The sequence below is a fragment of the Ferroplasma acidiphilum genome (assembly GCF_002078355.1).
Taxonomy (GTDB): domain Archaea; phylum Thermoplasmatota; class Thermoplasmata; order Thermoplasmatales; family Thermoplasmataceae; genus Ferroplasma; species Ferroplasma acidiphilum.
The window spans coordinates 297,159-320,777 of the sequence record NZ_CP015363.1 but is presented as its reverse complement, the minus strand read 5'-3'; the positions used below and the strand labels follow the sequence as shown (position 1 = coordinate 320,777).

The window sequence follows — 23,619 nt, the reverse complement described above, 5'->3', positions numbered from 1 at the left end:
AAAAATCACTCCGTAATATAATTTCCTAGTGTGGATATATTATAACCATATACCTCTACAGTCATACGCCCATCTGTGCTTACCTTAGAATCATTATCATAAACGAGTTTTATTGTGAGGTTGCCCGCTGATGTTGGAAGGGATTGTGACATATTGTATGTATATAATCCACTGTCTAGGGGGTAGCTTCCACTCGCAGCACCGGAAATAATTATCATTCCGTTAGTGGCAGATGTGCTAAAGTTTTCAAATTCGAGGGATGCAATATAAAAGTTAGAAGTTACATTGCCTGAATATACAATGGAAAGATTTGTCGAATCCGTTTCAATGCCGTTAAATGTAAGATTTTTGTTGCTAATAGTAAGGTTAAGCTGGTAGTATGGATTTGCACTGGTTAGGAGTATTGTATTGTCGTATACTATTTTACCGTCATGGAACACTAATAGGGTGGTTATGCCTGAAGTAGCCATGTGTATGCCATTACCACTATAAAATGTGCTACCAAGTGTATAATTAAATGTATTCCCGGTATTATTCCTTATATTTATGGATATTAAATAAGGGTCAATTGTTTTATTTACTGTACTGTTTCCTGTTACATCAACGCCAAAATTTTTTGAAACGTAATGGGCATTACTGTAAGCAAAATTATAGAAACCAACGGGTACCTCATATTTATAGTAAGTCCCTGTTAAATTACTGTTAACGGATAAGGAAGGTACAGAGAAAACTCCCCCTTTGACTGTGAGTGTTGAGTTTGCAACTGATGAATTATCATGTAATGGGACTGCACTTTGAAGAATAACAGAGGAAATGAATGTTATACGCTCTGTCATATTGAATCTGGCAGTATCATTATTTGCAGTATTGTAATGAATTACACTAGAATTATAATACAGTGTATATGCGGACATTGTATAATTTCCGGAATATTTAAGGAATAATTTCGCCATCCCGCTTCCGTTTGTCACCCAATTATAGCTATATACTGCACCGTCTAACTTCATCAATACAACAAATTGTGTATTGTTTAATTTCTTGCCCAGATCTATTGTGATATTTTTATCAAATGTTCCGGTTATATTGTCAGTATTAAGCCCTCCAGACATAATACTATTATTGAGATATGGAACCAGTGTTGACACATTGGTAGAACCTGGAACCTGATTAATTCCATTTCCTATGGTAGTAGCAGGAGGCGTTGATATATTCTGCGTTTTATTGCTATCCAGATTGATTGTGGATGAATAATTTTGAAATCCAGGTATTGAAGACGATATACTATAATTCCCTTGCGGGAGAGTGATATTATAGCTTCCATTGCTGCTGGTATTAAATGTTCTGGACATTGTGGAATTGCTTACTGTTATAGTTCCGGAAAGTGGCAAATTATTATTAGAATTAGATACGTTTCCAGATAAAGTAAAATTCTTGGGTACCTCTGATACATTGGAAATAGGGTGTTTTCCAGATATGAGATGATCGGTTGGATTGTAACCCGGATAGGGAATATTTGCACCTGCAAAGACCATTGCAATAAGAATTGCACTAACTGCAACGGCAATTATAACTTTATGATTCAATATATATAATGAGTTAATTTACCAATATAAATGTTTTGAAATAGTGAAAGTATGTAATGTATTATATATTATTTCTATGTGATAATAATTAAGCAATATAAAATAAATTGCTGTGGGAAATATAGATGCCGGCTCCAGTTGATAGGAAATATTCCTTTTCCCGGTCAAATTTGTTAAATATTTAATTACAATCGCTAGCTATGAAGTTTTTGGCTTTCTTTGGCCACTTAAATATAGATGTAACCCTATCTGTGCCATCTCTACCGTCTCCAGGCCAGGCTACCGGTGTAAAGGCCCTTAGAGAGAAATTTGCAGGTACTGCAGGGAATTTTGCATACGTTGCAAATGCACTGGGACTGAAATTTGATCTGTATTCTGCTGTTGGTGAAATATCCCATGAAAAATACATTGCAAATCTGAAAAAAGTAGGAATTAATACAGAACATGTTGATATTATGAAAGAAGAAAATGGGCCTATTTGTTACCTGCCCTCTGATGGAAGGGAACAGATTGCATATATGTTTCAGGGCCCGATGAATAATTGGGAAGCTTCAAAACATTTTGAATATGGAAATTATACATTCTTAAACATCGGTACAGGACCGGTAAAAGAGTATATGAAAATTCTGGATAGGGAGAAGAAAGCTAAAGTAGTATTTGACCCGGGACAGGAAATATGGTATACTTACAATAAGGAAAGTGCAGAGTATATGGTTAACCACAGCAATATGATTATCATGAACAGAAAGGAGTTTTACCACCTCCTTGAATTGCTGAATACAGATAGTGCAGCCGTATATAAAACAGTAAATAATATAATTATAACGGAAGGTGAAAAAGGTGCAACTTTGATTGAAAATGGAGAATCTACTCTGATGCCTGGAATAAAACCGGATCGCATTGCAGACACTATTGGTGCGGGTGATTCGTTCAGGGCCGGCCTATTTACAGCACTTTCAAATGGGTATACATTAAAAGATTCTGTAAGTATTGGAAATATAACGGCCTCAAAAGCTATTGAAAATAATATAAATGAATTTAACCTTAATTTCCAGGATATATTGAAACTATTTAAAACCATTAAATCATAGTTTCAAGCCGGGCCATGCTGGAAAAAACCTCGAAATCCTTTCTGGGGAGGTCGTATGGAATGAATCTTTCTGTTAATTTTATATATCCTCCTTCTATTAAAAAATCCAGGTCTTCCCTGTTTGAGTAAACAACAACACCGGATTGCGTATCTGGATTAATGCCGCACCTGTTTATGGCAACATTGATCTGATTTGTATGTGCAAGATACATTAAAAGGACAGTACCTGGAAAATGGATCTTTCCATTGTGTTCCAGATAACGATCTGTTTTCCTGATTGCTTCACTTAATTCCAACTCTGAAGATATTGAATTGCCATCAATAAGTTGAATAAGGCTGGTTCTGGTTTTCAAATAATCAAAAATTTTATTGTTATAATATTTTAAAATAAAATACTGTAAATCATGCAACATGTGTGCCCCTTCTCTGGGCGGGTTTTTTGATATCTGTGGCAGGGTTTACGATATCCTTTATTTTCTGGAGGAACTTATCTTTTTCCGGACCCATTATCAGTGCGTTTTCCAGTACTTCTTCTATTCTGGATGCACCTATTATCTGTATTTTACCCTTATGTGCCTCATCCAGTATAATGTCATTAAAGTTGCTTGCAGGAACTATAACCTTGGCTAGCCCTGTGTCAATTGCAGCCTCAACCTTTGCAGTAACTCCACCTACGGGGAGTACATCACCGCGAACACTGAGAGAACCGGTCATAGCAACTGTCTGGTCTATGGGAATGGATTCAAGTGATGATATAACCGCTGTTGCTATTGACACACTTGCTGAATCCCCTTCTACACCTTCATAGGTTCCTATAAACTGTATATGTATATCAACATCAGATACATTTTTGCCACTCAATTTTTTAATTACTGCAGAAACATTTTGAACTGCTTCCTTGGCAATTTCACCCAGTTTGCCTGTTGCGTATACTCCTCCATTATGAGGATGCTGTGCCTGTGTAACTTCTGCAACAATTGGCATCACAACTCCGGTGAAATCGGACATATCAGAAGAACCCATAACAGCAAGCCCGTTTACTTTCCCTATGGCGCTTCCATTTCCTGTGAACATTTTATAGAGTTTCTTGACTTCTATGGCCCTATCTGCTATCTGCTGTTCAACTGGTTTGCTAAGGTTTCTAGCCTGATTCACATCATCTGCTGTGACAATTGGCTGCTTGTTTGTTACAGCTATATCTCCTGCTACTCTCACAAGCCCGCCAAGTTCCCTTAATCTTAATGTGAGCCTTCCTTTTCTTCCGCCACGTTTCTGTGCTTCCTTTAATATTTCGATAATTGCACCATCATCGAAGGGCGGAATTTTCTTATCCTTTGCGATTTCCTGTGCTATGAATTGAACTATTTTCTTTCTGTTATCGTCGCTGTCTTCCATGGTATCGTTCATATAAACTTCATATCCATACCCTCTTATCCTGGATCTCAGTGCAGGATGCATATTTCTTATTGCATCAAGATTGCCCGCAGCTACAAGGACAAAGTCGCATGGAACCGGTTCTGTTTGAACCATTGCTCCTGCACTCCTCTCGCTCTGCCCTGATATGGAAAAGTGCTTTTCCTGCATTGCAGTAAGCAATGCCTGCTGGTCTTCTGGCCTTAACAGGTTAATTTCATCAATGAAAAGGACACCTTTGTCAGCTTTTTGCATGTTGCCCGCTTCAACTCTTTCATGAGCAGGGGTCTCAAGTCCGCCGGATTGGAACGGATCATGCCTGACATCACCTAAAAGTGCCCCGGAATGTGCTCCAGTAGAGTCTATAAATGGTGGTTTATCATTAGGGTTATGACCTACCAGCAGCTTTGGAACCATTGCCCGTTCCATCCTCGCCGCAGGATTCATGGCCATTATTATGTAAAGGAATGCTGCACCTATAACAGCAAGAAACATTACTTCTATTGCAACGGCAGTATTGCCACTCACCCAGAGATAAATAGCAAGTATTGCACCTAAAAGTATGATTGATAAAACTATGAAAAGAAGGCTTTTTGATCTATCCTTTTTCTCCCTTTCTGCTTTTATCTGGTATTGCCTGAGTATTTCTTTTCCCTTGCCTGCAGGGAAAGTTTTAATCTTGGGCTTATTGGAATCTTCTGGATTTGGAAAACATAATACATCCTCTAAATCCTCTTTGGGGAGGAAATCTACCATAGACTGGGCTAACATAGATTTTCCTGTGCCCGGTTCACCGATAAGAAGGACATGCCTTTTTTGCATGGCTGCTTTTTGTATGACTTCCCCGGCATGCTCCTGTCCAATCACCTGATTAAACAGAAGCTTGGGCACCTCAATCTCCTTGGTAGTTTTGATGCCCTGTTTAGATATCCATTCTTCAACGTCATCATTATTAGAGTCCACGTAATCATTATCTAATCTTAATAATTAAACTTTCTTATGCTGGTTTAACTAACTAATTTATATAACAAAATAAAAAAATTATTTTAAAAAAAGTATTTATCTTCTGGCTAATTTTGCGGACAGTTCCAGAAGGGAGATCGAATGCAACCATACTTTGCCCGGACCACGCATATTGGCGAAGAAAAATCCCTCACCCTCCATGCCGCCTAGAACCATAGTTTTAATACCGCCAATTCTGGAGACGTTATAGGAAACAGATGACTCAAATGCCAGTACATGGCTGAGTTCTGCCTGTATCTCTTCACCGTCTTTTAATTCATATTCTATTACCTGCCCATGCCCATGAAGCATTACAGAGCCTGTGCCTGAGAATTCTTCCAGGAATATGCCCTCGCCGCCAAATATTGCCTGCCAGAATCCGGCAAATTTTGTTGAATACTTAATTGTGGAATCCATACATAGAAAAGCATTGAATTCAGCGAAAATTGAATTGTTATTCAGCTTTATTTCAAAAACTTTACCGGGTAGAAAGCCTGCGGACCCAAAATTGCCAGGGCCATCAACCTTTAAAAGGAAAACAGCTGAACCTGCAAGCATGTGGGAAAATGCCCCCCTTAAGCCACCGGTACCGGTATCCAGCCGGGCACCGGGAGTTTTATATATCAAATGTCCCGGTTCGATATATGCAGATTCTCCAGCTTCAAGCGTTGCATGAAGATACTGTACATCTCCGCCCCTTATTTCATATTTAACCATATGTGGTGAACGGAATTATAAATTTAATATTTTGCATGAATCCAGTAAAAACCCTTGTTCTAACTCCATGCAATAAAAGATGCTATTAAATGGGGGACTCTGCGCATTATTAGTTTAACACAGGTCAATATTTTATTTATAACCAATAAATATTTATTTTCTATATGGTTATACATATATGGTAGAGAGTATAGAAATAACAGATTCAAGAATCACAAAAATATTTGATTCAAGGGGAAACCCGGCTATTGAGGCAACAATTATTTTAAATTATGCAACCGGCACAAGTTCAGCACCTGCAGGTGCGAGCACGGGAAAAACAGAAGTAATTGCGTATCCCAAAAATAATATTGACAACAGTGTGGATTTCTATAATAAGCACGTAAGAAATGCATTAAAAGGTTTCAATGCACTGAATCAGAGTGGATTTGACACATTATTGCACGAACTGGATGGAACGGATAACTTCTCTGAAATGGGAGGAAATCTTGCTACTGCCCTTTCGATAGCAAATGCAAAGGCAGTATCAAACTATCTTGAGATACCCTTATACAGATATGTTGGAGGCCTGCATCCACAGATACCGCGTCCTATGGGAAATATAATAGGTGGCGGAAAACACTCAAAGAATGGAACTACAATACAGGAATTTCTTGTCTCTTCGCAGGGAAAAACATTTTATGATTCCGTATATTATAACATTCTGGTACACAGGAGAGTTGGTGAGAAATTATCAGAGAAGCTAAAGGGCCAGAGCGTTGGTCTCGGGGATGAGAAAGCATGGACAGCGGATGTTTCTGATGAGGAAGCAATAGAAATAATGAAAGAAGCTGCAGGCGAAATATCATCTGAAAACAAAGTTAAAATTTATCTCGGAGTAGATTTTGCCGCAGATTCATTCTATAATAATGGCAAATATGATTATAAAACATCAAAGAAAACACAGGATGAGCAGATCGATTATGCAGTCTCATTAAATAAAGAACATGGATTTTACTTTATAGAAGATCCATTATACGATAATGATTTTGAAGGTTTTGCAGAAATTACAAAGAAAATTGGAGAAGATAGTTTGATAGTAGGAGATGACCTTTACACAACAAATTCCGCCAGAATACAGAAAGGCATAGATATGAAATCTACCAATGCAGTACTTATAAAAGTAAACCAGATAGGAACACTTTCCGACACTGTAAAATCTGTTAAGCTCGCGACTAAAAATTCAATGGATACCGTTGTTTCACATAGAAGTGGAGAAACTACCGATGATTTCATAGCACACCTGGCAGTGGCTTTTAATTCAAAATTTATAAAGACAGGAACAATAGGTGGTGAAAGATTAGCGAAACTCAATGAAGTTATACGCCTGGAAGAGGATTTGATTTAAAAATGCTTAATATTATGGGCCTGGGATTACGGGGAACAAAAAGCCTTACACTGGAAGAAGCAGATGCCTTGAAGGAATCAGATCTCGTATATTTCGAAATATATACATCAATATCCCCCGGCAATACAGTTGATTCCCTGTCATCATTAACCGGAGGAATGATAAGGCTGGCAGACAGAAATCTGATTGAAACAGACAGCGAAATAATCAATGAAGCAAAAAATAAAATTGTTACCCTCCTTGTCACAGGAGACGCATTATCAGCTACCACCCACAATGAGCTGAGGATGGAGGCGCAGAAGGCAGGTGTTGAGGTAAGAATATTTGAAAATGCATCCATAATTACAGCATTTATTTCTAAAACCGGGCTTTTTAATTACAAATTCGGGAACATTGTATCCATGCCCTTTATTTACGAAAATTTTTTCCCTGTGAGCGTTTATGATAGAATATATATTAATTACTCAAATAATATGCATACATTGCTATTGCTGGATTTAAAGGATGGAAAAACTATGGGTATACAGGATGCACTGGGAATTCTTAAAAGAATGGAAGATAGCCGGAAAAAAGGACTGATAGAACCGGAAAGGATAGTAATAGCAGGTATCGCCATAGGATCAGAAAATGAGAGCATAATTTATGGAAATCTGGATAAAGTAATGGAATACAATCCACCGGGCTCTCCGGCTTCAATAATAATACCGGCAACGATAAATGATAATGAAAGAGAATTTTTAGAGGCGTTTGCAAGAAAAATTAATTAATTATAGCATAAAAAACATATACTATATTTATATCAATTATAAAAGGTTAAATTATGATAGATATAAAACTTCTAAGGTCAGATAAGGAAAGATTTTACAATTCATGCAGGGCCAGGGGCTTTGATCTGAATATACTGGATGAATTTTTCTCACTTGATTTAAAATGGAGGGAGAACCTTAAGATATTAAATACTTATAAGCATGACAAGAATATTATCACCGCTGATATTTCTTCACTTGTTAAAAAAGGGGAAAATATTGACAACCTAAAATTAGAAGTTGAGAAGATAAACAAAAAAATTAGCCTCCTGGAAGAGGAGCAGAATGATATAGAATCAAAGAGAAATGAATTAGCAAGGTTAATACCCAACCTGCTTGCGGAAGATGTTCCAATATGCAAGGGAGATGAAAATAGCAAGCTTGTCAGATATGTCGGAAATGCAAGGGTTTTTAAAGATGATATCGAAAATTTCAGGGAAGGCAGCGGCAATTCAAAGGATTATACGGTAATTGATAAAAAGCCGGTTGACCATCAAACATTAATGGAAAAATATAATCTGGCAGATATCGAAAGGGCAGGCAAAATTGCCGGCTCCAGATTTTATTTTCTAAAAAATAGATTGTTTAAGCTTGAACTGGCACTCATAAATTATGGAGTAGATTTCCTGTCACAGAGAAATTTTACCGTTATGGAGCCACCTTTTATGATTAATTACGCATCCATGTCCGGGGCCACAGACATAGAAACATTTAAGGAGTCCCTGTATAAAATAGAAGGCGATGACCTTTACCTTATAGCCACTGCTGAACACCCTCTTGCTTCCATGCTATCAGGAGAGATACTGGAAGAATCAGAGTTGCCACTGAGGGTAAGCGGCGTTTCTCCATGCTTCAGAAGGGAGGCAGGAGCCCATGGGCGTGACACAAAGGGAATATTCAGGGTACACCAGTTCAACAAGATAGAACAGTTTATCTATTGCCGCCCGGAAGAGTCATGGGACTTTTTTGATGAGCTTGTAAAGAATTCTGAAGATATATACAAAAGTCTTGGCTTGCCATATAGGATAGTAAACATATGCTCCGGCGACCTCGGGAGTTTGGCTGCAAAAAAGTATGACATAGAGGTATGGTACCCTTCACAGGGAAAATTCAGGGAGGTGGTATCGGCTTCAAATGACACGGATTACCAGGCGAGGTCTTTAAATATCCGTTACAGGGCAAAGGACGGAAATAAATTTGCCCATACATTAAATAGCACAGCAATAGCAACTGAAAGGGTACTTGTGGCAATAATGGAAAATTTCCAGGAAGATGATTATATTAAGGTTCCGGATGTACTTGTACCCTATACAGGATTCAGCAGAATAGGTATGGATGATATATAATGGCAATAGACAAACATAAACTAGGTAAAATGCGGAATGAGGTACTGAAAATAGTTGTGGAAGTAATAATAGGAATAGTACTTGCCCTTCTCGCAGGTTTTGCTATTGATATAGTAATTAACAAATTTCTGCCACAGTATAAAAGTTATCAACCATTTATCGTTGAAGCTGTACATGCAGTTATAATACTTATAATAGGATTTCTGGTAGTGGGGTCTTTCCTGAAATACCTGAAAGAAGCTTTGATAAAGACAAACAGGTCATTATACGGGGTATCATTGATTATAAGAATAGTATTTTATATTATTATACTGGCACTTGTAATGAGTGCTTTTCATATAAGTGTAACAGGCATACTGGCCGGTAGTGCTATTGGCGGTGTTGTCCTTGGGCTTGCGGTACAGACGGTTGCTTCCAATCTATTATCAAGCATATTCGCCACATCTACAAACACGATAAAATACGGTGAAGTTATATCTGTAAATTCATGGGTATGGAGCATAGAAACCACCGGAAAAATAATTGATGTTAAAACACTATTTTCACAGATGCTTACAAAGGATAATAATATAATTTACCTGCCCAATTCAGAGATACTTGGCAACAGTGTAATCACAGAATTCCGCACGAAAAATGGAAGCTATACCTATCCATTGAATATAACAGTACAGGCTGATGTTCCAGCAGATCAAATACTCAGCCAGATAAAAGAAAACAATGATTTTAGCGATATCAAATTCTTCCTTTCAACGAAAAATGGTGTGAGCAATACCTTTGAAGCTTTAATTGTATTTAATGAGGTTACAGAACTCAATGAAAAAATAGCAAGGGCAAACAATGCACTGGATTCAGCATACTGGAATATAAAATCAAAATTCAATGTCCTCGGTCCGAATGCAATGTGGGAAAGCCCTGAAAATGTATATCCACTAACTGTTACACTGAACTCTGATGTACCTTCTGAAAAATTAATAGATGAAGCAATTAAACAGATACCGAATTCTGAAGTTATATTGTTAACACGTGGCGCCTCAACAAATGTATACCTTGCAAAGGTAAAAATTGCGGGAAAAGAAGTGGATAAGGTTATAAATGACACTAACCTTTCATTTGAAAGGATATATAATAAGTTGAAGGCAGATAATGATAATACCCACAAGGATGACACTAAAAAACAATAATACTGAAATGCTAGGAAAACTTTATAAAACATCGTTTTAATTTGTTATAGCCATGAAGAACATCAACAAAATCTTTGAAGTTAAAAATTATCTTACAGATACATTCGTGGGAAGGGAGGATGTGATAAACGGTGTACTTGCAGGGCTTATCTCAGGTGAACCTACCCTCCTTGTTGGACCGCCAGGTACGGCAAAAACTTCTATAATTGATACAATGAGCAAACTGATCAATGCCCGTTACTTTTATTATTTATTGACAAAGTTTACGGAACCTGAGGAGTTGCTTGGGCCTATAGACATAACGGCATTGAAAAATGGTGAATACAGGAACATAACAAAGGGAAAGCTCCCTGATGCAAATATAGTATTTCTGGATGAAATATTCAAATCAAGCTCGGCAATAAGAAATACGCTTCTTGACATAATGCTCAATCGCAGGTTGCCCAATGGTGGTACTATGATTAACCTTGACCTCCTTGGCATCTATTCTGCGAGCAATGAAATATCGGATGATGAGGAGGATATGGCACTTTATGACAGGTATCCGATAAAGATCTTCCATAGGTATGTTGAACGCACTATACTCAAAGACCTTCTGGACAAAGGTATAAGCATGGAATCCGGAAAAACAATGGAAAAGCCTTTGCTGGATACGGGCGAGGTTGTAATGCTTCAATCCGAAGCAGTTAGAAGGATGGATACGCTGAGGAGCACCGATAATGATGTAATCGACCGCTACATGGAAGCCATATTCCAGCTGGAGGAAAACGATGTGATACTCAGTGACAGGAGAAAGATAAAACTTCTAAAAATAGCTGCAGCATTCAGTATGCTTATGGATTCGAAAACGATTACTGGGAACGATGTTGCAATGGCCATGCGTTACAGTGCAGATTCAGAGGATTACATCCCGAAAATTGAGGCAGCCATTATTGATTCCAAACTGGAAAACAAATCCGATATTGTACAGAAAGCTGAAACCACCATGGAGGAAACAAAATCACTTATCCAGTCCACTGAAAATGCCATAAACAGAAACTCGCCGTACAATGTTGTACTTGACCAGCTTAGCCTCCTTGAGATATACATTAAAAAACTTGAGAGAATGAAATTTGAACTTGGAAGTGACAATTCACCTTACCACAAGGATATAGTTAATAGAATTAATACATCCCTGGAATTTGCGGGTTCAAGGTATGAAAAACTCAAAGGGAGGTGATTTATATGCCGGAGAACTCCAGAAGCAATATAGATGGAATACCACAATCCAGCACTGTCTATAAGATAACAAAGGAAAGGTTGGTGAGGCGTGTTAATATTGACCTTGATAAAAACTCAGCAGACAATATAAAAACGGCTGCATCTGACCTGTATTTCCTTTTTTATTCTGGCCTGGCTACAGTCAGGAGTGAAAAAAATAAGAATGAGTTTATGGAAAGTGTCAGGCTCAGAATGGAGTATATTACTGAAACAAAGGACTTTAAGCAGGAAAGGGCATACACACAGTTGAATGACAGGCTTTCCATGCTATACAGCATAAACTTCATGAAGGCACTGAATGAAAATGCCAAAAAAAATCAGCCAAGAAATGGAAATTCAAGCAATGCACCGGATCAGAAAACTATTGAAAAATCAATGGAAGGTGCATCAAAGAAAGTGGAAATGGCACACGAAATAGAGAAAATAGTTAAGGACAAAAACCCTGGAGGGAATATAGGCAAGAAGGAAGGCATGTCGGTTGAAAGCCTGATTGACCTCACGGATAAGGCAATGAAGGTGGATAATGCAGATAAGATACTCACACTGGCAAATAAGCTTATAGATATTATGCCCCGCTATACTAAGAAAATGAGGTCTTTTTCCAATACCGGCGAACTGGCAGGGTATTATAAGACAAGGCACATTTCCAATGTACTTTCCAGGGAACTTGCTATGCCTGATGAAATTTTTTACTCCAAACTTATAAACGGGTTTACTGGAAAGGAAAAACGCTTAATGAGCCCTGGATCATATTACGTACTACTTGACAAGAGTGGAAGCATGTATGAGGGCGATAAAACCCTGTGGTCAAGGTCAGTAGCCCTTGCACTGTTCAGGATAGCCAGAAGCAGGGGTAGAAAGTATTATTTCAGATTCTTTGACAACAAGCCGCATGACCTGCTGAATAGCCCATTCGACGTTGTGGAAAATATTCTTACCGTGGAATCAAACAAAGGAACATGCATAGAATGCGCACTTAAGACCGCTCTTAGAGATTTGCAGGATACAAAAATTAGAAGTGAAACAAATACAATAATAATAATCACCGATGGGGAAGACAAGGTAAACATGCAGGATTATTTCAGAAAAGAAAATGAAACAAAATTGATAACGGTTATGATAAATGGATATAATGAAGGGCTAAAGAAGATAAGCACAGAGTATATGAATGCAAAACTTGATGAGTCTGGAGCCCTTGAATTGCTTGATGTTGCCCGTTCAGTCTAACTTTTGCAGTACACTTCCAAGCACCTTCAAACCATTCATCACTGCATTAATGCCGGATGATACCTCCGGGTCTTTTAACATGGCCAGAAGTTTGAGTGCTGATAGTGTCTGTGGCTTTGAAGCACCCTCTTCCATGGATTCTGCGATTCCCTGTGAATTGAATGCTATTGCCTTTACAACATCCGCCATTTTGCGATTTGACAGCATGAACAGAAGGGCAAACAGTGTGTTCCCTGACCTTGCAAAGGTTTCCATTGAATCTTTTGAAGTAAAGGCTTTAGCGAAGAAATCAAGATTGTCCGGTATTACATTTTCATTTATGGAGTTAAGGGCATCCACGATGCCAGCACCCTTTAACTTTTCAAGCAGTTTCATAAATGCCATTACAACATCGGCATTTTCTTTTATGGCGTTCTCAATATCTGCTATATCCACATTGCTGCTTTCATTCTTTTCTATCCCTGCCATTTATATCATCCCCCTTATTATTGATGAAAAATATGTATCTCCTGATATATATTTCAAAAAATAATCCGGCGCTGAAGCGAAATTCACTGATGGTTTTGAATTGTAATCAAATGAGAGGGTAAAACCACGCTGTTCCGCATATATACTGGAACATCCCATGAAGCCATCGAATTTGGTGTCCGAGATAACACCATCTGATTCTGATGCTATCCTTTCCGCTACATATGCGGCTTCTGAATGGCCAAGTGCCCCAACTTTCATGGGGAAATTGGCTGCATCGCCAACGGCGAAAACATTATCATAATCGGAATATTCCAGTGTAAATTTATCCACATCGACATATCCAGAATCTCCGGCCATGCCCGAATCTGAGAGGAATTTCTGCCCCCTGTGCGGTGGTATGAGCACCAGTTTATCGTATTGAAGCGATTCTCCACTTGAAGAAACAATAGAATTTTTCTCAGGTTCAATATATTCTGTTTTGAAATCAGGTATAAAATTAATATTATATTCTTCAAAGCCTTTCCTTACAAAGTCTGATACAGATTTAAATGGCAGTACATCTTTCATGGGCACAATAAGTGACAATTCACTATTTTCCCTTATGCCCTTATTTCTCAGGAGAAGGTCAAGCCCGAACATAAATTCACCTGGTGCTACCGGACATTGGAAGGGCGTGCTTGCAGGCCCAACAACAATTTTTCCTCCCTTGAATCCCCTTAACATTTTCTTTAATCTAAGGACGTTTTCAATATCATAAAAATGGTATACATCAGGGTTGTAGCCTGGAACATCTTCCGGGACAAGTCGATCTCCTGTAGCTATTACAAGATAATCATATGTAAGTTTCTGCCCGTTATCCAGCACGACAGACCGGTTTGCCGGATCTATCCTGGTTGCCATGGCTTTTATTCTTTTAATGCCATAATTTATAAGAAAATCTGTAGGCTTGATTGAATCCCTGTAATCTATTCCGTTGAAAGGTATAAGTACACCTTCAGGTTTAAAATATGTTTTTTCCGAATTGCCTATAATGGTTATATTTACATCTTTGCCTGTATGCATTCTCAACTTGTTTGCCGTTATTATTCCGGCGTTGGCGTCACCAATAATAAGTACATTAGTAGTGTCCATACATCATTAGTATATATTTATATTTAACTTTTAACCTTGCAATTAGATATCCTGTGTATATTTCCTGTTTCCCAATAAGCATTCACTTCTTCCCGGGTATCTTTGTACAGTATTATAAAACTTAAAATTTATGTATATATTTATATAATTCTAAATAGTTATATATTCTCAGTTTATGTATCATTATAGGATGGTAATGTTATGGTAAAATTTGATGCTAATATGGTGGATAATTCTGAGAATGAGGTACTTTTTTTATTGAGCAATGAGGCTATAGCCAGAGGGGCTGTAGAAGCTGGAGTTAGAGTTGCAACAACGTATCCGGGCACTCCGTCCAGTGAGGTGGGAGACACACTGTCACATATAGCAGGCAAATCTGGAATGAAATTTCAATTTTCTATTAATGAGAAGGTTGCTATAGAGACTGCATTTGCAGCATCTATTTCCGGGCAAAGGTCAATGGTATTTATGAAACATGTTGGTTTAAACGTAGCATCTGACCCTTTCATGAGCATTGCATACACGGGCGTCAGGGCAGGCATGGTAGTAATGTCAGCAGATGACCCTTCTATGTATTCCTCCCAGAGCGAACAGGATAACAGGCATTACGCAGACCTTGCACATGTGCCTATGATTGAACCTTCAAATCCCCAGGAAGCAAAGGATTTTCTTGTACTTGCTTTCGACCTATCTGAAAAGTTTAAGTTGCCTGTACTGTTCAGAACTACTACGAGAGTAAGCCATATGCGTGGTGCTGTGACACCGGGTAAAATCAGGGAAGGCCAGCCGGATACAGGCGTATTTATCAGGGACATCCATGAATTTGTTTGCCTTCCCTCAAATTCATACACACTCAAAGAGAAGCTTATTGAAAAAGAGCATGAATTGAAAAAAGAATCAGATATATCACCTATGAATAGAATTATAAGGAAAGGTACCGGAGAATATGGGATAATTGCATCCGGAGCTGCGTATAATTCTGTAATGGATGTTATTTCAGAATATGACCTTGATATAAGCGTCCTGAAACTAGGATTCACCAACCCGTTGCCGGAGAGTGCTATTGTTAAATTTATATCAGATAATAAAAAAGTAATAATCATCGAGGAACTTGACCCGTATCTTGAATATAAAATCAGGACTATTGCCCAGATGAATAAACTGGATTCCACAATATTCGGAAAACTTGATGGATATTTCAGTGAAAGCCATGAATTTACACCCGATACAGTGGCGCATTCACTTTCCAGGATTATGGGTTTTGCTGTGCAGGATGTGCCTGAGAATAAACTGGTGCTCCCTGCAAGGCCACCCGTGCTCTGCCCTGGATGCCCACACAGGGCAACATATTATGCCGTCAAGAGGGCAGTTAAGATGATGAACAAAACTGATACAATATATGCGTCAGATATAGGATGTTACTCACTCGGGCTCTATGACCCCTATGAAGAAGCTGATACAATGATCTCCATGGGTTCCTCCATAGGAATGGCTAACGGGTTTGCAATGTCTACTAAACAGAAAGTTATTGCATTTATAGGGGATTCAACATTTTTCCATTCAGGAATACCGCCATTGATAAACGCTGTACACAATAAGCTTAATATGCTTGTGATGGTACTTGATAATGGAACTACTGCAATGACAGGCCAGCAACCTAATGCCGGGGAAAATTTCAGCCCGCCAGGTGATGAATTGCCACCAGTATCCATTGAAAATATTGCCAGAAGCATAGGCGTTGCTGATGTCCAGATAGTTGACCCCTATGATATAAAGGAAACATTAAAGGCAGTAACAAAGGCATTGAGAGAAAATACGCTTTCTGTGATTGTGGCACGCAGGGAGTGTGCAATCCTTAGGGACAAAGCAATGCAGAAAACTCACAGAGTTATCACATATACTGTTAACCAGGACAAATGCGGCAAATGCATGAATTGCGTGGAAAATTTTGCATGCCCTGCCATATCGATAGAAGGTGGAAATATTAAAATAGATTCCAATATATGCGATGGTTGTGGTGTATGTGCTGAACCTTATGTTTGCCCGTTTAAAGCTATAGAGGTGGCACAATGAAGACGTTTAATATTATTATTACAGGCGTGGGTGGGCAGGGGATTATCACTGCCGGCACACTGATATCGGAGGCTGCAATTAAAATGGGGCTTAATGTGGTAATGTCTGAAATACATGGTCTCTCACAACGTGGTGGGTCAGTTAATGTAGAAGTAAGGATTGGTAATGCCTACGGCCCTATTTCCCCCAGAAGAAAATTTGATCTGGTGCTTGGATTTGAACCGATTGAGACTATGAGGATTTTAAGCACAATTAACAGTGATGCCAGGGTAATTATGAATAAGGAAAAAATAACGCCAATATCTGTTAGCCTGAAAGATGCAGAATATCCTGATGTCAACGGCATGGCATTGCTTATCCCCGGCATAAAAAAGATCTATGAAATTGATGCTGGCGATATTGGCAACCAGGCAGGCTCATTCAGATCAGCCAATACAGTTATGATAGGTGCAGTGCTTTCTCTTGGGATACTTCCAGTCGATGAAAAAAGCATAATTGAGGCATTGAATGATAGGTTCAGCGGGAAGATGCTCGATATAAACCTCAAGGCTATGAAGCTTGGGATGGAAGCAATGAAAAAGATGGATGCGTCTCTCTAACATCTAGAACGATGGAATGTGGCAGGAATAAGGGATTAGAATATTCATATATATTGCTATACAGACTGTGCCCGGCGGAAAAATATAAGTAAAAACATATATTAGAATAAAATATCTGATAGATGGGAAAAGCGTATATAGTAGGGTGTGGCCCGGGAAACAAAGATTTGCTTACAATTAAGGCAATTAAAATTATTAAAAATGCTGATGCCATAATATATGACCACCTTGTAAATCCTGAAATACTTGATTATGCCACTCCTGGCACCAGAAAAATCTATGTGGGTAAAAAACCATACGTTAAGCGGATATCCCAGGAAGAAATAAATAAAATTATTGTAAATGAAGCATTAAAATACCGGACCGTGGCCAGGCTAAAGGGAGGCGATCCATTTGTTTTCGGGCGCGGGGGAGAAGAAATAGAGGAATTGATTAGAAATAATATAGAATATGAGATTATACCGGGCATTTCATCCCTGACAGGGGTTCCGGAATCTGCGGGAATTCCACTGACCCATAGAAATGTAAATCATGGAGTACTTGTAACAACGGGCAACAGTGTGGAAAATTTAAATATACCTGATTGCCGCACCTTTAACTGCAGAATGTATACACTTGTTATATTCATGGGTGCCCACAATCTGAGAGATATAGTATCAAGGCTCCTGTCATCGGGCTATGACCCTGCCCTGCCTATAGCCCTGATAGAAAATGGAACATACAATTACCAGAAGACATATACAGGAAAACTTGGAGACATAGACTATTCATATGATGATTCACCCTCGCTCATAGTTATAGGTGATGTTGTACAATACCATAAAGAGTTCTCCAGATCAGAGCATAGAATTTATTCAGGGAAAATTGTAACACTCTTCTATGATCTGTATGCCCCGGATACAGATGATCTGGAAAATGAAGGGATTACTGTATTCAAGATACGCTGCGCAGATGTATTTCCGGGCAATATGCAAACTGCGCAGCTTTATAGGAAAAATATTGCATTTTATGGCTGTTACACGGATATGTTAATGGATATACTCCGCTCCAGTGGATTTGATTTGAGATGGCTGGGAAAAATTGCAACAGATTCAACCGGGAAAGCATTGCTTCAAAGTTACGGAATATTTGATACCACTGATATTTCAGAATCTGGAAATGATTATATATGGATAGGTTCCGGGAAAGAAAAGGAATTGCAGGCTGTGAAGGTAAAGCCTCTGGAAATGGGAAGCTATATAGATGATTATGTTAAAAAATCTGATCTTGTAATAATAGGTGGGCAATCAGATACTTTGCCGGAAGGAATAGAGGTAAAGGATGGAGCTGGAGTAATAAGGATTGAATATCCATATGAAGGGTTGTACAGCAAAGTTATGTCGTATTTTGGTGACGGGGATGAAAAGAATTAATATAGTCGGTGTTTTTCCTGGAAGGCCAATAAATCCAGAGGCGGAGAAGTGCATTATGGAAAGCCAGGTAATATTTTCAGGCAGGCGCAATCTGGAATTAATCCCACAAACTCCAGCACAGATTTTTAATATAGGTTCTATGAAACAGTTTACAGGAGATCTGGCAAATACACTGGCAGACAATAAGACAGTTACAGTTGTAGCATCCGGAGACCCTTTATTTTTTGGCATCGGGAAGTATATAACGGAACATTATGATTCCGGTGATATCTATATCGTCCCGGAAGTAAGCTCACTGCAGGTGGCCCTTTCCAGGCTGGGGATGGATGCAAGCCATATGGTGGCAATAAGTTTGCACGGGCGGGAAATAAAAGGTCTCGCACAGAAAATAAGGAATAAAAGGAAAATTGCAATATTCACTGATGGAAATAACACACCATCAAGGATAGCTGAATACATGACCAGTTTCGGGCTGGTGGATTACTCGTCATATGTTCTGGAAAGGCTTGGATATAAAGATGAGTCTATTTCTAAATATAAAATTAAAGAATTAATAGGCAAAGAATTCAATGATTTGAATATTATGATTTTAATTAAAGATGGCAATGTCAAAATTTCACTACTAGATGATGGAGTGCTTTTAAGAAAAAACAATAATATTACAAAAAAAGAGATACGTGAAATCTCTGTTTCTGAACTTGATTTAAATAACGGAGACACGATGTGGGATGTGGGCTCCGGATCAGGATCTGTTGCCATATATGCATCCCTGATAAACCCCGATGGAAATATTTTTGCAATAGAAAAAGATAAGGCTCTCTGCAATTTCATAGATGAAAATATGAGGAAATTTTCTACTGATATTAACATAATAAATGGAGAGGCACCGGAAGCACTGGATGGAATTCCAGACCCGGAAGCTGTATTTATCGGTGGTTCCTCAGGAAATATTAAAAATATTGTTAAGTATTGTTATGTCCGGCTTAAAGATGGAGGCAGAATGGTTGCGAATATAACCACAATGGAAAATTTCTATGCCATGATGAATTATATAAAAGAAAATAACTTGCAATTTGATGTGAAACAGGTAAATATCTCCAGGCTCAAGCCAGTATCAGTGTACACAAGGTTTGAGCCTCTTGATCAAATTTACATTGTAAAGGTGGTGAAAAAATGAGTTTGTTTAAGGTTGTAGGGCTCGGGCCAGGTGACCCTGAACTTATAACCATGAAGGGCTATAAAGCCATAATGGACGCAGATATTGTATTTTATCCGAAAACATCGTTAAACTCTGCAGAGAATATCCTGAAGTCCCTGGGCGTCAATAGTAATCGCATGAGGGAATTAGAATTTCCAATTGGAAGCGAAAAAATATCCGCATTGAGCAGGGAATACGCAGGTATGATAATGAAAGCAAGCAGGGATAATCTTAAATCTGTATACGCTGTTGAGGGAGAACCGATGCTTTATAGCACATTCCTTGACATAATGCCATATATTGATATTGAATTTGATGTCATTCCAGGAATCAGCTCCATGAATGGCATATCAGCTGCAATGAAGATTATTTTAGCTACCAAGGATGAACCGCTCCTGGTGCTCCCGGCAGTAAAGGATTATAGCTATATGGAAGAAAAAATTATGTCCTATGGAAATGTAGTAATATTTAAGGCAATAAGGGCAAGAGAAATTATAAAGGAAATCATTAAAAAAAATCAGCTCACCAATTATTATATTATGAGCTATGTTTCAACTGAAAAGGAAATAATTTATAATAACATTGATGATATAAAGGATTATATGACAATAGTGGTGATAAAACGATACACATAGTTGGTGCAGGGCCCGGAGACCCCGAGCTTTTAACGGTAAAGGCAAAGAAAATTATAGATTCGACCGATGTAATAATTTATGCTGACTCCCTTGTAAGCCCTGAAACTTTCAGTGAGAGCAGGGCAAAGGAAATTGTAAAGACGTCTACGCTCAACATAGAACAGATAAACATGCTTGTTAAAAAATATTACGACGAGGGCCTTGATATAACAAGGTTACACAGCGGGGACCCTTCAATATACGGTGCAATTAATGATGAGATTCAGTTTTTTAACAGCAATGGAATGGAATATGAAATTATTCCGGGCATAAGTTCTGTATTCGCGGCTGCGGCAAGCATGGGCATGGAATTAACATCGCCGGGTACCACCCAGTCGGTAATTCTAACAAGGGTGCCCAGGAGAACAGAACATTTTGAAAATGAGGAACTTGATATTCTTGCTTCACACAAAACTGCACTGGCAATTTTTCTCAGTGCATCCAATGCTAGGGCAGTAACGGAGAAGCTAATTAAGGGAGGCTACAAAGGTGATGATAGGGCAGTAATAGCATACAGGGTATCATGGCCTGACCAGAAGATAATAGAAACAACGATTAACGGGCTTGAGCATTCATTATTTGAAAACAGGATAAACAGGCAGGCGCTTATAATGGTAGGTGGTAATATATCATATAACTCCGATAAGAAATCATATCTTTACAACCCTGATTTTACACATCTATTCAGAAAATCATCCAAAAAGAGTTGAAAGTATATAATCTTCATCTTTCCCTATTATGTGTATCCTGTGCCTTATAAGTTCCTTTGAAATGCTATCGGGATTTTCACAGTTTTCACAGTTTTCGGGCAATTCCTTTACAAGTGATTTAATGTAATCTGATTTAATTATTCTAAAAAATATTTTTTCAAATGACATGGTGGTAAGTATTTCTTCCCCATCAATCTTCAGGGATACAAGATGCCTATCTTTCCCAGTTAATCCGGTAATTTCATTTGCGAGCTTGCCAAGTGCATCATCCATGATCTTTACATCCATATGGGACATAAAATCAGGGTTATCCGTTATTTTAACCTTCTCGCCATTGTTGGCAAAAACAATTTCTATATCGGGGCCACTGATTTTGTATTTGAAGTCGATAAAATTCCCTGAGGTTTCATTATAAAAACTGCAGTCAAGAATATTCTCGGATAATTTTGCACCTGAAAGTTTATAGCTATCCAGGTTTTCATAATTTACACTGCCATCGCCAGCAATTAATACTGGAATTTTGATTCCTGTATAGAGTGATGAAAAATATGGGTTTTTCATAAACTGGCTGAGTGCCGGTTCCAGGCTAAATATATAGCTTATCCCATAACTGGACTGTATAGATTGCCTTATATCAAATGCATCTTTGCCTGCCGATATTTCTATGGATGAGTTCAGTATAGTCAGTGGATTCAGTGAAAAAAACTGGTTCATTGCCTTTACGCCATTTTCAATGTAATTCTCAGTTTCATGCTGTAATTGTGAAATTGTTGAAAGTATGTCCTGGGAATGTTTTGTATAATACTGATCAGTGACTGAACTGATATAATCCATAATTTTTTCTTCATTTACTTTAAAATCATTGTAGATTACAACAAATTCATCCATGTTTTCTCTCATGCCTTTCTTCATTTTATCTATAGCTTTTTTGTCATTCTCAAGCATTCTGGTCATATTTTCTATTTCGCCTGATTTTTTATCCCTTTCAACCTCATATGAAAACGAATCCACAAGGTAAGAAAAAATGTATTTAAGTTCGTTTAAATCGTTTTCATCCATATTCACTAATCATTTTCTAATATTTAAAAATCATCTATGATTCATTAGCACGGTCTGTCTTTATAGTGTTCATTGCCTCTGGTTATTTTGCCAGAACCCCGTAATGACCCGGTAACAGAATAATATGAGATGCAATAAAATGGAATTAAATAATGTACGGTATCATAATATTTACCCTGTTCTGAATTCTGGCATGTATCTCTGAAATTGCATCTAAAATTCAATTCCGTTCTAACTGCAAAAATTAATAATATTATTGGAGATAACATACTGGAATTCATGGCTGGCAAAATTATTGTTATAGGCGGCGGTATTGCAGGCATTTCTGCGAAGTTGAGAAACAGAAAATCAAAACTTATGGATGAGAATCCTTTTATGATCATGGCTCCGAGAATCATAGATACGCTGCGCGGAAAAAGCGTGGATTTTCCAAGAATAAAGAGAAATCTAGATTATACTGGAAAAGCCACAGGGATAGACCTGGAAGAAAAGACTGTTAATATAAATGGAAAAAATATAGCCTATGAAAAACTTGTCATAGCTACTGGCCATTCCCAGAAATATGATTTCATAAATGGGAGCAAGTATATCCATGGATTTTCCGGTCTTGAGGATGCACTTTACCTGCGCAATCAACTGGTAAATAGAAAGAAAATAGTAATAATCGGAGGAGGATACCTGGGAGTAGAGGTCGCTGGAGCAATGCAGAACGCCAGTATAACCATACTGGAAGCTGGGAACCGAATACTCGCTGGTTTGCCACTAAAGTTTTCAGATTATGCCACACAATTGCTCGAGAAGAATGGGGTAAATATAGAACTTGGAAACCCTGTTGACGAGGTTAAGAAGGATTGTGTGGTATCCGGCACAAAAAAGTTTAATTCAGATATCACATTATTCGCCGGAGGATTTACAGGGAATCTCCCGGAAATGAAACAGGAATTAAAGACAAAGAACTCCAGGATTGTTGTAAATTCATTTTTGCAATCTGTGGATTATCCCGATGTATATGCCGCAGGTGATTCAATGCTGGTGGATAATGGCGGATTTATTCCTATGTCGGCTATAATTGCCAGGTCATCCGGAATTACAGCAATGGAAAACGCAATGGGAGGGACAAAACCCTTTGTACCGAATAATTTTGCAAATATTATCAGGGTGGGGGACCAGTATTTCGGGACTATTGGCAATATTTTTGTTCACGGAAGCATAGCGCACATAATAAAAGAAGCGGCGGTTGCACTTTCCATAAACCATGCGCGGGAAGTATAGAAATTATC

At 38.2% G+C, this 23,619-nt stretch carries 21 protein-coding genes; 14 read left to right on the top strand and 7 right to left on the bottom strand.

Annotation, left to right across the window (positions count from 1 at the left end):
* Positions 1-5: 5 nt before the first annotated feature.
* Complete coding sequence (locus fad_RS01745; protein ID WP_081141523.1) at positions 6-1,583, bottom strand: carboxypeptidase regulatory-like domain-containing protein; 1,578 nt, start codon at positions 1,581-1,583, stop codon at positions 6-8.
* A 200-nt stretch (positions 1,584-1,783) separates the two neighbouring features.
* Between fad_RS01745 and fad_RS01740 the strand changes: the two genes are divergently transcribed.
* On the top strand, positions 1,784-2,674 hold the full coding sequence (locus fad_RS01740; RefSeq protein ID WP_081141521.1) for a nucleoside kinase: 891 nt from the start codon (positions 1,784-1,786) through the stop codon (positions 2,672-2,674).
* On the opposite strand, the gene cgi121 is transcribed toward fad_RS01740, so the two are convergent.
* The 3 genes from cgi121 to fad_RS01725 all read right to left on the bottom strand — a co-directional run bounded on the left by cgi121 (position 2,664) and on the right by fad_RS01725 (position 5,805).
* A complete protein-coding gene (gene cgi121, locus fad_RS01735; RefSeq protein ID WP_009887371.1) occupies positions 2,664-3,086 on the bottom strand; it encodes a KEOPS complex subunit Cgi121 in 423 nt (140 codons plus the stop codon). The genes fad_RS01740 and cgi121 overlap by 11 nt on opposite strands.
* On the bottom strand, positions 3,076-5,049 hold the full coding sequence (gene lonB / locus fad_RS01730; RefSeq protein ID WP_009887370.1) for an ATP-dependent protease LonB: 1,974 nt from the start codon (positions 5,047-5,049) through the stop codon (positions 3,076-3,078). The genes cgi121 and lonB overlap by 11 nt, the downstream gene beginning before the upstream one ends.
* Positions 5,050-5,145: 96 nt before the next feature.
* Positions 5,146-5,805 carry a TIGR00266 family protein gene (locus fad_RS01725; RefSeq protein ID WP_009887369.1) on the bottom strand — a complete coding sequence of 220 codons (660 nt, stop codon included), beginning with the start codon at positions 5,803-5,805 and terminating at the stop codon, positions 5,146-5,148.
* 178 nt (positions 5,806-5,983) lie between these two features.
* On the opposite strand from fad_RS01725, the gene eno reads away from it, so the two are divergent.
* From eno to fad_RS01695, 6 genes are read left to right on the top strand one after another with little or no spacing between them, the layout of a single operon-like run.
* Entirely contained in the window at positions 5,984-7,192 is a 1,209-nt protein-coding gene (eno, locus tag fad_RS01720) for a phosphopyruvate hydratase (protein WP_009887368.1), read from the top strand.
* Positions 7,193-7,194: 2 nt separating this feature from the next.
* Positions 7,195-7,959 (top strand): diphthine synthase, encoded by a 765-nt coding sequence (gene dph5 / locus fad_RS01715; RefSeq protein WP_236940586.1) that lies wholly within the window; start codon positions 7,195-7,197, stop codon positions 7,957-7,959.
* A 53-nt stretch (positions 7,960-8,012) separates the two neighbouring features.
* The gene (serS, locus tag fad_RS01710) at positions 8,013-9,344 is read left to right on the top strand and encodes a serine--tRNA ligase (RefSeq protein ID WP_009887366.1); all 1,332 of its coding nucleotides are present in this window, start codon (positions 8,013-8,015) and stop codon (positions 9,342-9,344) included.
* Positions 9,344-10,525, top strand: a complete 1,182-nt coding sequence (locus tag fad_RS01705) for a mechanosensitive ion channel family protein (RefSeq protein ID WP_009887365.1) — start codon at positions 9,344-9,346, stop codon at positions 10,523-10,525. The genes serS and fad_RS01705 overlap by 1 nt, the downstream gene beginning before the upstream one ends.
* Positions 10,526-10,577: 52 nt before the next feature.
* Entirely contained in the window at positions 10,578-11,744 is a 1,167-nt protein-coding gene (locus fad_RS01700; protein WP_081141520.1) for an AAA family ATPase, read from the top strand.
* A 5-nt stretch (positions 11,745-11,749) separates the two neighbouring features.
* Entirely contained in the window at positions 11,750-13,012 is a 1,263-nt protein-coding gene (locus fad_RS01695; protein ID WP_081141518.1) for a vWA domain-containing protein, read from the top strand.
* Here the strand turns inward: fad_RS01695 and fad_RS01690 are convergent.
* The gene (locus tag fad_RS01690; RefSeq protein WP_081141517.1) at positions 13,004-13,480 is read right to left on the bottom strand and encodes a DUF1641 domain-containing protein; all 477 of its coding nucleotides are present in this window, start codon (positions 13,478-13,480) and stop codon (positions 13,004-13,006) included. The genes fad_RS01695 and fad_RS01690 overlap by 9 nt on opposite strands.
* On the bottom strand, positions 13,481-14,614 hold the full coding sequence (locus tag fad_RS01685; protein WP_081141515.1) for an NAD(P)/FAD-dependent oxidoreductase: 1,134 nt from the start codon (positions 14,612-14,614) through the stop codon (positions 13,481-13,483). It abuts the gene before it with no gap.
* 201 nt (positions 14,615-14,815) lie between these two features.
* On the opposite strand from fad_RS01685, the gene iorA reads away from it, so the two are divergent.
* The 6 genes from iorA to cobM all read left to right on the top strand — a co-directional run bounded on the left by iorA (position 14,816) and on the right by cobM (position 21,280).
* The gene (gene iorA, locus fad_RS01680; protein WP_081141514.1) at positions 14,816-16,687 is read left to right on the top strand and encodes an indolepyruvate ferredoxin oxidoreductase subunit alpha; all 1,872 of its coding nucleotides are present in this window, start codon (positions 14,816-14,818) and stop codon (positions 16,685-16,687) included.
* The gene (locus fad_RS01675; protein ID WP_081141512.1) at positions 16,684-17,286 is read left to right on the top strand and encodes an indolepyruvate oxidoreductase subunit beta; all 603 of its coding nucleotides are present in this window, start codon (positions 16,684-16,686) and stop codon (positions 17,284-17,286) included. The genes iorA and fad_RS01675 overlap by 4 nt, the downstream gene beginning before the upstream one ends.
* Positions 17,287-17,408: 122 nt before the next feature.
* The gene (gene cobA, locus fad_RS01670; protein ID WP_081141511.1) at positions 17,409-18,698 is read left to right on the top strand and encodes a uroporphyrinogen-III C-methyltransferase; all 1,290 of its coding nucleotides are present in this window, start codon (positions 17,409-17,411) and stop codon (positions 18,696-18,698) included.
* On the top strand, positions 18,685-19,875 hold the full coding sequence (gene cbiE / locus fad_RS01665) for a precorrin-6y C5,15-methyltransferase (decarboxylating) subunit CbiE (protein WP_196795610.1): 1,191 nt from the start codon (positions 18,685-18,687) through the stop codon (positions 19,873-19,875). Before cobA ends, cbiE begins: the two co-directional genes overlap by 14 nt.
* A complete protein-coding gene (locus fad_RS01660; protein WP_009887356.1) occupies positions 19,872-20,531 on the top strand; it encodes a precorrin-2 C(20)-methyltransferase in 660 nt (219 codons plus the stop codon). Before cbiE ends, fad_RS01660 begins: the two co-directional genes overlap by 4 nt.
* Positions 20,522-21,280 (top strand): precorrin-4 C(11)-methyltransferase, encoded by a 759-nt coding sequence (gene cobM / locus fad_RS01655; protein WP_048074062.1) that lies wholly within the window; start codon positions 20,522-20,524, stop codon positions 21,278-21,280. Before fad_RS01660 ends, cobM begins: the two co-directional genes overlap by 10 nt.
* Here the strand turns inward: cobM and fad_RS01650 are convergent.
* Positions 21,263-22,339, bottom strand: a complete 1,077-nt coding sequence (locus tag fad_RS01650) for a hypothetical protein (protein WP_081141508.1) — start codon at positions 22,337-22,339, stop codon at positions 21,263-21,265. The two genes, cobM and fad_RS01650, sit on opposite strands and share 18 nt — an antisense overlap.
* A gap of 279 nt (positions 22,340-22,618) precedes the next feature.
* Here fad_RS01650 and fad_RS01640 point away from each other — a divergent pair, with 279 nt between their 5' ends.
* Positions 22,619-23,611, top strand: a complete 993-nt coding sequence (locus fad_RS01640) for an NAD(P)/FAD-dependent oxidoreductase (protein ID WP_009887352.1) — start codon at positions 22,619-22,621, stop codon at positions 23,609-23,611.
* Positions 23,612-23,619 lie beyond the last annotated feature (8 nt).